9 protein-coding genes are annotated in these 12,083 nt (G+C 56.7%); 8 read left to right on the top strand and 1 reads right to left on the bottom strand.

The window, feature by feature from the left end; all coding sequences use genetic code 11:
* Positions 1–8: 8 nt before the first annotated feature.
* The 6 genes from R1T46_RS01390 to R1T46_RS01365 all read left to right on the top strand — a co-directional run bounded on the left by R1T46_RS01390 (position 9) and on the right by R1T46_RS01365 (position 6,483).
* The gene (locus tag R1T46_RS01390; protein WP_227517975.1) at positions 9–845 is read left to right on the top strand and encodes a bifunctional allantoicase/(S)-ureidoglycine aminohydrolase; all 837 of its coding nucleotides are present in this window, start codon (positions 9–11) and stop codon (positions 843–845) included.
* Positions 846–865: 20 nt separating this feature from the next.
* On the top strand, positions 866–1,363 hold the full coding sequence (locus R1T46_RS01385) for an ureidoglycolate lyase (protein ID WP_041334478.1): 498 nt from the start codon (positions 866–868) through the stop codon (positions 1,361–1,363).
* A 110-nt stretch (positions 1,364–1,473) separates the two neighbouring features.
* Positions 1,474–3,249, top strand: coding sequence for a glyoxylate carboligase (gene gcl, locus R1T46_RS01380; RefSeq protein ID WP_075195333.1), 1,776 nt, complete (start codon positions 1,474–1,476; stop codon positions 3,247–3,249).
* An 86-nt stretch (positions 3,250–3,335) separates the two neighbouring features.
* Entirely contained in the window at positions 3,336–4,112 is a 777-nt protein-coding gene (hyi, locus tag R1T46_RS01375) for a hydroxypyruvate isomerase (RefSeq protein ID WP_036202810.1), read from the top strand.
* A 39-nt stretch (positions 4,113–4,151) separates the two neighbouring features.
* On the top strand, positions 4,152–5,039 hold the full coding sequence (locus tag R1T46_RS01370) for a 2-hydroxy-3-oxopropionate reductase (RefSeq protein ID WP_199447348.1): 888 nt from the start codon (positions 4,152–4,154) through the stop codon (positions 5,037–5,039).
* A gap of 130 nt (positions 5,040–5,169) precedes the next feature.
* Positions 5,170–6,483 carry a glycerate kinase gene (locus tag R1T46_RS01365; RefSeq protein ID WP_041334483.1) on the top strand — a complete coding sequence of 438 codons (1,314 nt, stop codon included), beginning with the start codon at positions 5,170–5,172 and terminating at the stop codon, positions 6,481–6,483.
* Between the two features lie 53 nt (positions 6,484–6,536).
* Here R1T46_RS01365 and R1T46_RS01360 read toward each other — a convergent pair whose 3' ends face one another.
* Positions 6,537–7,292, bottom strand: coding sequence for a GntR family transcriptional regulator (locus R1T46_RS01360; RefSeq protein ID WP_041334486.1), 756 nt, complete (start codon positions 7,290–7,292; stop codon positions 6,537–6,539).
* Between the two features lie 524 nt (positions 7,293–7,816).
* On the opposite strand from R1T46_RS01360, the gene uraD reads away from it, so the two are divergent.
* Together uraD and R1T46_RS01350 are read left to right on the top strand one after the other, a co-directional pair.
* Positions 7,817–8,332: a 2-oxo-4-hydroxy-4-carboxy-5-ureidoimidazoline decarboxylase gene (gene uraD / locus R1T46_RS01355; RefSeq protein ID WP_041334489.1), complete on the top strand. Its 516-nt coding sequence runs from the start codon at positions 7,817–7,819 to the stop codon at positions 8,330–8,332.
* 139 nt (positions 8,333–8,471) lie between these two features.
* Complete coding sequence (locus tag R1T46_RS01350; RefSeq protein ID WP_317307094.1) at positions 8,472–12,083, top strand: CHASE domain-containing protein; 3,612 nt, start codon at positions 8,472–8,474, stop codon at positions 12,081–12,083.

Here is a 12,083-nt window from a genome sequence, read left to right as displayed (position 1 = left end):
ATCGATCTGTGAACAAACCTACGTATTACGCTCCCGCTGGCGGGCATCCACCTCAGACCCAGTTGTTGTCTGACCGTGCGGTTTTTACCGAAGCCTACGCCATCATTCCCAGGGGCGTGATGCGGGATATCGTCGCCAGTGCCTTGCCGCATTGGGAAAAAACCCGGCTTTGGGTGCTTTCACGCCCGCTGTCTGGATTCGCCGAAACGTTCTCCCAGTACATCATGGAAGTGTCCCCTGGGGGCGGCAGCTCGCGACCAGAGCTGGACGCTTGCGCGGAAGGGGTTCTGTTTGTGGTTGAAGGCGAGATGACCCTGACCATCGCCGGCCAACAACACCGGATGCAAGAGGGCGGCTATGCCTTTATCCCGCCGGGTGCCTCCTGGCAGTTGTTGAACGAGAGCGATGCGCCGCTGCGTTTTCACTGGGTGCGAAAAGCCTACGAGCATGTGGACGGTATTGAGGTGCCTGAAGCTTTTGTCACCAATGAGACGGACATAACGCCCACCGAGATGCCGGGAACTGAGGGGCGCTGGACGACAACACGCTTTGTTGATCCGCAGGACATTCGACATGACATGCACGTCAACATTGTCAATTTCCAGCCCGGCGGAGTCATTCCATTTGCCGAGACCCACGTGATGGAACATGGCCTTTACGTGCTGGAAGGGAAGGCGGTTTATCACCTCAACCAGGATTGGGTTGAAGTGGAGGCGGGTGACTACATGTGGCTTCGCGCCTTCTGCCCGCAAGCGTGCTATGCCGGTGGGCCGGGGCCGTTCCGTTACCTGCTTTACAAGGACGTGAACCGGCACATGAAACTCAGCGGATTCGGTTCGCGCTGAGCTGAGACGAGGACATTTTTATGCTGGAACTCAAAGCACAACCGTTGAGCCCGGAGGCATTCGCCGAATTCGGGGATGTTATTGACCGGCGCACGGCTGACTCCTTTCCCATCAATGCGGGGCGCACCCAGCGCCACCATGATCTGGCGAAAGTGGAGCTGCTCGGTGATGAGGCGCGGGTTCTGGTGAGTATTTTTGTCAGCCAGCCGGTGACGTTACCGCTGGAGCTGTCGTTCCTGGAGCGCCACCCGCAAGGCAGCCAGGCCTTTATGCCTCTGCACGAGGAGCGATTCCTGGTTGTTGTCGCACCCCCAGGCGACACGATCAGCCCTGATGAAGTTCGCGCCTTTGTCACCGATGGTTTCCAGGGAGTGAATTACCGCGCGGGTACCTGGCACGCCGTGCAGTCGGTGTTGGATCGGGAAGGCGAATTCCTGGTTATCGATCGCGGCGGCTCGGGGAACAACTGCGACGAGTACGGAATGGAGGTGCGTGTGCTCCTCGACCTATCTGACTGATCTACCGGCTGAATTTCCATTCAACCTTTACCGACGGTGCTCCTAAGTTTCAAGCGCCGGGACGAGCTTCGCCTCGAATACAAGAACAATCTTACTTCGGAGGAAACACCATGACTCGCATGACCGCAGCAGAAGCCGCTGTTCACGTTTTGAAGAAAGAAGGTATCGACATTGCCTTTGGAGTGCCCGGAGCGGCGATTAACCCGTTCTATTCCGCCATGCGCAAGGTTGGAGGAGTTGACCATGTCCTTGCGCGCCACGTGGAGGGGGCCTCTCATATGGCAGAGGGTTACACCCGCACAAAAGCAGGCAACATCGGTGTCTGCATCGGAACGTCAGGGCCTGCCGGCACCGACATGATCACCGGGCTGTACTCTGCCACGGGCGACTCCATACCCATTCTCTGCATCACTGGGCAGGCGCCGCGCAGCAAGCTGCACAAGGAAGACTTCCAGGCGGTGAACATCCAGGCTATCGCCGGCCCGGTGACCAAATGGGCGGTTACCGTCCTTGAGCCGGCCCAGGTGCCGCGGGCGTTCCAGCAGGCGTTCCAGTTGATGCGCAGCTCCCGTCCTGGTCCCGTTCTGATTGACCTGCCCATCGATGTACAGATGAGCGAGATCGAATTTGATCCGGACACCTACGAATCGTTGCCTGCCTACAAGCCGTCGGCTTCACGGGCGCAGATCGAGAAAGCGCTGACCTTGCTGAACGAGGCTGACAAGCCCCTGCTGGTTGCCGGTGGCGGCGTTATCAACAGTGATGCGAGCGACCTTCTGGTTGAGTTTGCAGAGCTTACGGGTGTTCCCGTGGTTCCGACCTTGATGGGCTGGGGGACGATTCCCGATGACCATCCATTGATGGCCGGCATGGTGGGGCTCCAGACGTCCCATCGCTATGGCAACGCCACCATGCTCGCGTCCGACTTCGTGATGGGTATCGGTAACCGCTGGGCGAACCGGCACACCGGTAACATCGAGGCCTATACCAAGGACCGGAAGTTTGTTCATGTTGACATCGAGCCCACCCAGATCGGCCGTATCTTCGGGCCGGATTATGGGATTGTCTCTGATGCCAAGGCGGCGCTGGAACTCTTCATTACCGTGGCCAAGGAGTGGCGCGCTGAAGGCAAACTCAAGGATCGCGGAGCCTGGGCCCAGAAATGCCAGGAGCGCAAGCAGACACTGCTGCGCAAGACTCACTTCGACGACGTGCCGGTCAAGCCGCAGCGCGTCTACGAAGAGATGAACAAAGTGTTCGGCAAGAATGTCCGGTACGTGACCGCCATTGGTCTGTCCCAGATCGCCGGAGCCCAGTTCCTGCACGTGTACAAGCCGCGGCACTGGATCAACTGCGGTCAGGCCGGGCCGTTGGGCTGGACCATTCCAGCTGCCCTGGGTGTATGCCGTGCCGATCCCGAGGCCGAGGTCGTCGCTCTCTCCGGGGACTACGACTTCCAGTTCATGGTTGAGGAGTTGGCTGCCGGGGCGCAGTTCAAGCTGCCCTATATCCATGTCCTCGTGAACAACTCGTATCTGGGGCTGATCCGTCAGGCGCAACGTGGTTTCGAAATGGACTACTGCGTGCAGCTGTCATTCGAGAACGTTAACTGCCCCGAGATAAACGACTATGGCGTTGATCACGTCTCGGTTGTCGAGGGCCTTGGTTGCAAGGCGTTGCGGGTCACCAAGCCTGATGACATTGGCCCGGCGTTTGTACAGGCGCGGCAACTGATGCACGAACACCGGGTACCGGTGGTGGTCGAGATCATCCTTGAGCGTGTGACCAACATTGCGATGGGGACCGACCTTGACGGTGTTAACGAGTTCGAAGCACTGGTAGAGAACGTCACCGATGCGCCGACCTCAATTGCCAGCCTGACCTAAGCAACGCAATCAATCGCCCCCGGCCTGTGGGAAAGCAACAGGTAGAGGGGGCGAAGACCCAAAAATGGACGAGTAGGAGACCCAAAATGCCTAAGTTTGCAGCGAATCTAAGCATGCTGTTCACCGAGGAGGATTTTCTCGACCGCTTCCAGGCCGCCGCGTCGGCAGGCTTTCAGGGCGTAGAGTATCTCTTCCCCTACGATTACCCCGCGGCAGACATTAAAAAGCAGCTGGATGCCCATGGGCTTACCCAGGTGTTGCACAACCTTCCCGCAGGGGACTGGGCGGCTGGTGAGCGCGGTATTGCCTGCCACCCGGATCGGGTCGACGAGTTTCGTGAAGGCGTGGATCTGGCCATTGACTACGCCACCGTGCTCGGGTGCAAGCAACTGAATTGTCTGGCAGGTATCCGACCAAACACGGTAAGCGAAGAACAGGCCCGTCGAACCCTGATCGACAACCTGCGCTTCGCCGCCGAAAAACTGAAAGCGGCAGGCATCCTGTTGCTCGCTGAACCCATCAATACCCGGGACATCCCCGGCTTCTTCCTCAACCGGACGGAGCAGGCCCTGGCGTTGTTTGAGGAAGTGGGCAGCGACAATCTGCAACTGCAATACGACATCTATCACATGCAGATCATGGAGGGCGACCTGGCCCCGACCATCGAAAAGCACCTTTCGAAAATCGGCCATGTGCAGCTGGCGGACAATCCAGGGCGCCACGAACCCGGCACGGGGGAGATCAATTACCCGTTCCTGTTCGGCCATCTTGATCGCCTGGGCTACCAGGGGTGGATCGGCTGCGAGTACAAGCCTGCGGCGACGACGCTGGAAGGGCTCGGCTGGCTGGACAACGCACGATAAGGTCATTCAACAAGAAAGTTAGTAAGTAAGGAGAGGATTATGAGCAAGATCGGATTTATTGGTCTCGGGATTATGGGTCGGCCCATGGCCGGCCATCTGCTGGAAGCGGGCCACGAGCTGGTGACCTACGTTAAGCACGGCACCCTGGACGAAGGCCTGGCGGCCAAGGGTACGAAAGAAGTTGATAGCCCCAAGGCGGTTGCGGAACAGGCCGAGATTATCATCACCATGGTGCCGGACACCCCCGATGTTGAGGAAGTGCTGCTTGGCGAGGCCGGCATTGTTGAAGGCCTCCAGCCCGGTACGCTGGTCATTGACATGAGCTCCATTGCGCCGATCCCCACCCAGGCATTTGCCAAGCGCATTACCGAGGCTGGCGGTGAGTACGTCGACGCTCCGGTGTCTGGTGGTGAGGGTGGCGCTGTTAACGCAACCCTGACCATTATGGTGGGTGGTACCAATGAAGGCTTTAACCGGGCCCTGCCCGTCCTTGAGGTAATGGGCAAGACCATCACCCATATTGGCGAGCACGGCGCCGGTCAGATCTGCAAAGTCGCTAACCAGATCGTCGTAGCGCTGACCATCCAGGCCGCATCTGAGGGCCTGCTTTTCGCATCGAAAGCCGGAGCGGATGTGACGAAAGTGCGTGAGGCCCTGCTGGGTGGTCTGGCCCAGTCGAAGATCCTCGACGTGCACGGAGAGCGCATGATCAAGCGTACCTTTGACCCAGGCTTCCGCATTCGCCTGCACCAGAAGGATCTCAACCTGGCTCTGGAAAGTGCACGCAGCCTGAATCTGTCGCTGCCTGGCACCGCCAATGCCCAGCAACTGTTCCAGGCCTGCGCCGCGAACAACGGCGCGGATTGGGATCACGCGGGTATTGTGAAGGCCCTGGAAAAACTGGCGGACCACGAAATTGGTGCCTAGTTAAGCCGCCGGCGCAGCACTCAGACCCAATGGCCGGTGTCGATTCGGCACCGGCCATTAGGGCGCGATTGGGGGCGCGCTGGCGTACCACGTCATTTCTTTAGTTTCTATCCGTTGCGAGGAGCCGCAGATGCACGCCCTGTCCAATTCGCTGTCCTTTGATCATCCGACAGAAGTGAATGTCTGGCTCAGGCAGCTTGCCGCAACGGCGGTCTCCGCCGTGCATCCCGATACGCTGCTTTCGGCTGGCCAGCTACCGCCGCGCCCGGCCGGACGTACCGTCGTGATTGGGGCTGGCAAAGCGGCGGCGGCAATGGCTGCGGCCTTCGAGCGCACGTGGGCTGATACCTACGATGACGCCGACCTTTCCGGCCTCGTTGTTACCCGGTATGGACACGGTGCGGAATGTCGTCACATTGAGGTATTGGAAGCTTCTCATCCCATGCCGGACGAATTGGGCGAGAAGGCTGCCCAGCGTATGCTCGAGTCGGTGGCCGGGCTGACCGAGAATGATCTTGTTGTCGCTTTGATTTCCGGTGGCGGTTCCGCACTCATGACGCTGCCGGCGCCAGGGCTGACACTGCAGCAAAAGCAGGCCATCAACAAGACGCTGTTGCGTTGCGGGGCCCCGATCCGGGAGATCAACACGGTGCGGCGCCACCTTTCGCGCGTCAAGGGTGGGCGCCTGGCTGTCGCTGCCCATCCGGCGAGGGTGATTACCTACCTGATTTCCGATGTGCCCGGCGACGATCCTGCGCTTATCGCCTCAGGGCCGACCATTCCAGATGCGACAACGCCAATGGATGCCCTGGAAATACTGGAGCGGTACTCCATTGATATTCCAGAGGCTGTGCGCAGCCACCTGGTCAGCGACGATACTGCCCCCAAGCCGCATTCACCCGAATTTGGACTTGACCGCACGATCGTTCAGGCCAGGGCCTGTGATGCACTTCGGGCCGCCGAAGCGTCCGCAAATCTGGCCGGTGTGGATGTTCGAGTGTTAGGTGACGATCTTGAAGGAGAATCGAGGGAGCTCGGAGGTGAGCACGCGACAATGGCGTTGAAGCTGCAAAAAGACCTCAAAGAACCTCTGTTGATCCTTTCAGGCGGCGAGACCAGCGTTACGGTGTCCGGTGAAGGGCGAGGAGGTCGCAACGTCGAATACCTCCTGGGTGCCATCTCGGTCCTTCAGGGAGCGTCCAATATTCACGCTTTGGCCATCGACACGGACGGTATTGATGGCTCCGAGGATAACGCCGGCGCCATTTTCGGACCCAATGACTGGTCGCGGGTTCAGGCCCTGAAGCTTGACCCTGCCACCTATCTCGCCCGCAACGACGCCTACAGCTTTTTTGAGGCGCTTGATGGCTTGATCATCACGGGTCCGACTCGCACCAATGTTAATGATTTTCGGGCCATTCTGGTGCTTCCGAAGTCCATGTGAGGGAAGCACCGAGCACTAATATCGGTCCTGTACGCGGATACCGTGGCAGGGCCTTATTGTTTGGTGCCGGCTTTTTTCCGGGCAAAACCGATGTGTGAAAACACCGCATGCAGGTCATCGGTTGTGCTTTCGTTATCAAAGTTCAGTTTCGCATCGATATGATCCATGTGATGCATCATCAACGAAACGGCTTTGTCGGTGTCACGGGCGGATATCGCATCCAGTAGCTGGTTGTGCTCATCATAGGAGCAGTGCGAACGGGTTCCCTTTTCGTATTGGGCGATGATCAGTGAGGTCTGCGAAACCAGGCTGCGCTGGAAGCCAACGAAGGGGGCGTTGTTTGCCGCCTCGGCCAGTTTCAGGTGGAACTCGCCAGACAAGCGAATGCCGGCGCCCCGATCCCCGCGGGCGAAGCAATCATGCTCCTCTGTCACCATCTCCCGCAGCTCATCGATCTGTTCTTCAGTGGCGTGCTGAACGGCAAGCTCTGTGATGGCACGTTCGACCAAACGCCTTGCGTAGAGAATCTGGCGAGCTTCCTCCACGCTTGGGCTGGCCACCATCGCGCCCCGGTTGGGGCGAATGGAAACGACACCCTCATGTGCCAGCTGTGACAGCTCCCGCCGGATAATCGTGCGGCTGACTCCAAAAATTTCTCCCAACGCCTCTTCGCTCAATTTGGTTCCCGGGGCCAGGCGATGCTCAAGAATAGCGTCGAACATGTGGGCGTATATGGTGTCGCTTGTCGCCCCCGTCCGTTTCTTCTCGGCTCGGTTCGGGCTTTTGGTGGGCTGCGCTTGTTTGCTCATAATGTCTCGCGAATGAGGTGGTGGAAGTACGAAATCCGGTAGTGGGATAGTATACGAGAAATGACCCCGTTTAGCCGAGCCTGATCCGCTCCCGTGCCACCTTTTGGAGCTCCAGGCCATCGCTGGGGTTGGGGAAGGGGCAAAAAAAACCCGCCGGGAGGCGGGTAAAAACACACTGAGGCAAGTCGAGTGTGTTGCAGGAGGGCGGGTAAGGTTCGCAGATCGAATGTCACAACACCTCCCCGCCGTGGCCACGATGACCTGATCAAAGAGTAACATAATTCAATCATAAGTGAATACACAATATAGAAATATTGTATCCCATAAATCAATAAATGTCGTCTTTTGTGGATCTTTTGTGACTTGGTGGTGGTGAGTGACCGCCATGCTGAAGCCAGAGATATTGCCGGCCTGCAAAAAGAATTGCCTCACATTGGTGTCTATGTTAATTGTATACGATATTATGGTGTTTCGCTCTGAAGCGTGGGCGCCAATCGCATTCATTGAGGTATCAGGAGTAAACAATGAGCCGTTTTCGAACCCTGACTCCGTCCAGCCTTGGGCGCGAGGACTTCGTAGCCGCATTTGCGGACATCTATGAGCATTCACCGTGGGTAGCGGATAAAGCCTATGAGATGGGCATCGATGAGACATGTGATGAGGTCGAAAGCCTGCATGAGCGGATGGCCAACATCCTTCTCAGTGCGGATCGCGACACCCAGTTGGCCTTGATCAACGCCCACCCTGATCTCGCAGGCAAAGCCGCTATGCGTGGAGAGCTTACAGCCTCCAGTACGTCCGAGCAGGCCGGTGCCGGCATTCAGGATTGCAGCCCGGAAGAGTTTGAGCGCTTTGTAAGGCTGAATGAGGCGTACAAAGCCAAGTTTGGGTTTATTTTTGTGATGGCGGTGCGAGGTAGTAATCGACACCAGATACTGGCGTCGTTCGAAGAGCGCATTCACAACTCTCCCGAACAGGAATTTCAGCGTGCCCTGAGCGAGATCAATAAAATTGCCTTATTCCGCCTGCAAGCCATGTAGTGGGCGGAGCCCCGAACCTTTTGTGCATCTGGTTCAAAGTATAGATTTATTAGTCTATTGAGACGTAGATCCTTTCGTGCTCACTCCGAAACTGAACTACACTTTATCGTGTTGTTCCTAACAGGATGTGGGCCGAGATATGTTCAACGCATGGAAGTCCTTTCAGTCACTGTCCTTACTTCATTGGGTGGTGATTTCCCTCTCGTTACTGCTTACCCTCACCGCCTGGCAGGTTTCGTCCCGAATTGCAGAGGAGAAGGCCGGGGAGCAGTTTGACCATCAGGTGAAACAGCTCAATGAACTGCTGCGGGACCGGATGCAGAAGTACGAATTTGCATTGATGTTCGGTGCCGGTGCTATCCGTGCCTCAGAGGGCGGCGTGAACCTGGAAATGTGGAAGCGCTTCAGCGAAGTGCTGGCGCTTCAGGAGCGTTTGCCGGGTATCAATGGTATCGGCGTTATTGAGCGTGTCTCCGCGGAAAATCTGGGCGACTATATCGCGGAAAAACAACAGGAGCGTTCCTACTTCCGGGTGCATCCTTCCCATGGTGGCGATGACTTCTGGCCCATTGTCTACATTGAGCCGGAGGCGTTTAATGACGCGGCCGTCGGGCTCGACATGGCTCATGAATCGAATCGATACCAGGCCGCGCTCAAAGCAATGCGAACTGGCCAAACCCAGATCACGGGCCCTATCGTATTGGTACAGGATGAAGAAAAAACACCAGGGTTCCTTTTCTTTCGGCCATTCTACCAATCCGCAGAGGTGCCACCGGCCGATCAACGTGAGTCATTGTTCAGCGGGCTGGTTTACGCACCCTTCATCATGTCGAAACTGATGGAAGGCACGCTCGCCAACGTCAACCGGCTTGTTCACTTTCGGGTTACGGACGGTGAATCCCGCCTGTACAGTGAACTCGATGAAACCCGTGGCGACAATTACGACCCTACTCCCATGTTCGAGACGTCTTACGTGATGGATATGTATGGTCGTCAGTGGCATTTCGATGTCCAGACCACGCTGCGCTTCGAAACCTTTAACGCTGGCAAACAGCCCATCATCATTCTGGTCAGTGGGCTCGTTATTAATGCCCTGATTTTTCTGGTCTTTGCGCTCATGGCCAACGCTCGCCGCCGCGCCGAAAGTAAGGTTGTTGAGAAAACAGCTGAGCTGCAGGAAAGCCTGAATTTCATAAACACGCTGACTGACCACCTTCCATTAACCGTGTCTGTCTGGGACTCCCGACTCACGTGTCGTTTTATGAACGCCTACGGAGAACACTGGTTCCCGTTCAGTAAAGAAACAGCCATTGGCCAGAATCTGGAGCAAATGCTTGGCCCCGACCTCGTCAAAGAGCGCAGCAAACATTATCAGCAGGCGCTGGAAGGGAAGAGCGTTCAGGCCAGTGCTTCGCTTGAAAACCGCAAGGGTGAGATCCGCGATGTTGTGGTCAGTTATCACCCGGTGACTTTGCAGGGTGAGCGGTGTTTCATGGCGACCACGATTGACGTAACCGATATCGTGCAGCGTGAAAAGGAGCTGGAAGTTCTGAACGCGGAACTTGAGGAACAGAAGCAGGAGGCGGAATCGGCGGTGACCGTCAAAACGGCCTTCCTTGCCAATATGAGCCACGAAATCCGCACCCCAATGAACGCGATTATCGGTGTGCTTGTGCTGTTGCAGGAAGCCGGGTTGGAGGATCACCCACGGCGGCTCGTTAAGAAAGCCTTCTCGGCGTCTGAGGCACTCCTGCAACTTCTGAATGACATTCTTGATCTGTCCAAGATCGAAGCGGATCACATTGAGCTTGATATCCATCCGTTTGATATTGAGGCGCTGGTTCACCGTAGCGTTGACCTGTTTGCCATTGTTGCGGAAGAAAAAGGCCTGAAACTCAGGGTGTCTATTGATCCCGCGACACCCAATCGTGTGTCGGGCGATCTGCTACGCATCTCCCAGATATGCACCAATCTTGTCGGTAATGCCGTCAAATTCACCCGCAAGGGCGGTATCGATGTCCGGATTGATTATCGGACTGAGAGTCAGGCAAGCGGCTATCTGCAAATTGAAGTTGTGGATACCGGTGTGGGTATCAAACCCGAGGACCAGGGGCGAATTTTTGAGAACTTCCGGCAAGCGGACGAATCCACGAGCCGGAATTTCGGTGGAACCGGGTTAGGCCTTGCCATTAGCCAAAGACTGGCACTATTGATGAAAGCGGAACTGACCCTGGAGAGCGACATTGGCAAGGGCTCGACTTTCCGGCTTTTGGTGCCTGTCGGTGTCTCCCAGGATGATGGCACAGTAAGTTCCTCGAGGACGGGAAGGCCGATTCACGTCTTCCATTACGGTTTCCGTGCCAATCTGGCCTTGCTCGAGGATTATCGGGAGCATTGGCGCCTGACACTTGAAACCGTCGATGATATGACTCAATGGCCCGCTATCCTTGAGAGTATTGCGAAGGTTGAAGACGTCGAAGACAGGTTCTTCCTGATTGACATGGAAGGCACGGAACCGAGCCTGCTGGACGGTTTCGTGACCGAGCTCCTGACCGATCCCGGCAGGTACCCGCTCTGGGCCATACTGATCATTGCCTCCGCCGGCTATTGGCGGGACTGGGTGGCGGACTTCGAGCGTTCCGGCGGGCACATGGCCTTTGAGCCCCTGACACCATCAAAGCTCTTCGAGCACTTCTCCCAAAGACATGGGAATACTCCGGATTCGCGGGGAGGGGGCAAGCCCCAGTTTGACGGATTATCCGCGCTGGTGGTCGACGATGTGCCCTTGAACTGCGAAATTGTTGAGAGTTACCTGAGTTCGTTTGGTGTCGATGTGCAGTCTGTCCAGACGGGGGACCAGGCTGTCGAGTGCTTGGGGCAGATGGGCTTCGACCTCATACTGATGGACCTTCACCTGGACGGTGAAACCGGACAGGAGGTGACCGAGCGTATCCATGGCTGCGTCAATGCAAATGACTCGATCATCGTTGCGCTCTCGGCCTCTATTTCCGATCATGACCGCATGACGGCCAAGGCGGCTGGAATGCAGGACTATCTCACCAAACCGGTGGTTCCCAAGGATATCCAGTTACTGCTGGAAACCTACTTTGAAGATCGTCGGTCAGTGGTTTACACGCCCGAGGTGTCCGACGAGAGTGAGGTATCCGACGACACGGAGGTGGCGGTAACGGACATGCCGGACTTTATCTCACGTCAGGCTTACGATCGTCTTTTCAGTGATGATCAAGCGTTGTTCACTCGGTGTGTCAGAAGCTTTATTGCCAGTTCCGCTGAGATGGTTGCTGATGTCCGGAAGGCAACGCTGGCGGAAGATGCCCGTCACATGGCGCACAAGATCAAGGGGGCTGCTGCCAGTATTGCCGATACAGAGCTTGCGCAGGTGGCTGGTCTGATTGAGAACGCCCAGGAGGATCATACCTCGTTGTCCATATTACCCCAGTTGCTCAACCTGCTCTTGGAGCACAGCCGACGTTTGGAGCAGCACTTCGGCTTGATCGCTTCTGGCGACAATGTCGCTGAAACCGACGCAGAGTTACAAATCGTGCTCTCTCGTGTAAAGACGAAACTGGGTGGCAATCGTATCGCTGAAGATGAAGATTTGAGGGTGATCTTGAATCACCTCATTGCCAGTGGCGAGATGAAACTGGCAAACCAATTGAGGCAAGCGTTGGAAGTCTATGACTTCCCGCTTGCACTCGCGCTATTGGACGATGTTCCACTGGAGGGATAG

Source organism: Marinobacter salarius, from assembly GCF_032922745.1.
Lineage (GTDB): Bacteria > Pseudomonadota > Gammaproteobacteria > Pseudomonadales > Oleiphilaceae > Marinobacter.
Note: the sequence above shows the minus strand (reverse complement) of the source record. Positions and strands in the feature narration are given on the sequence as shown.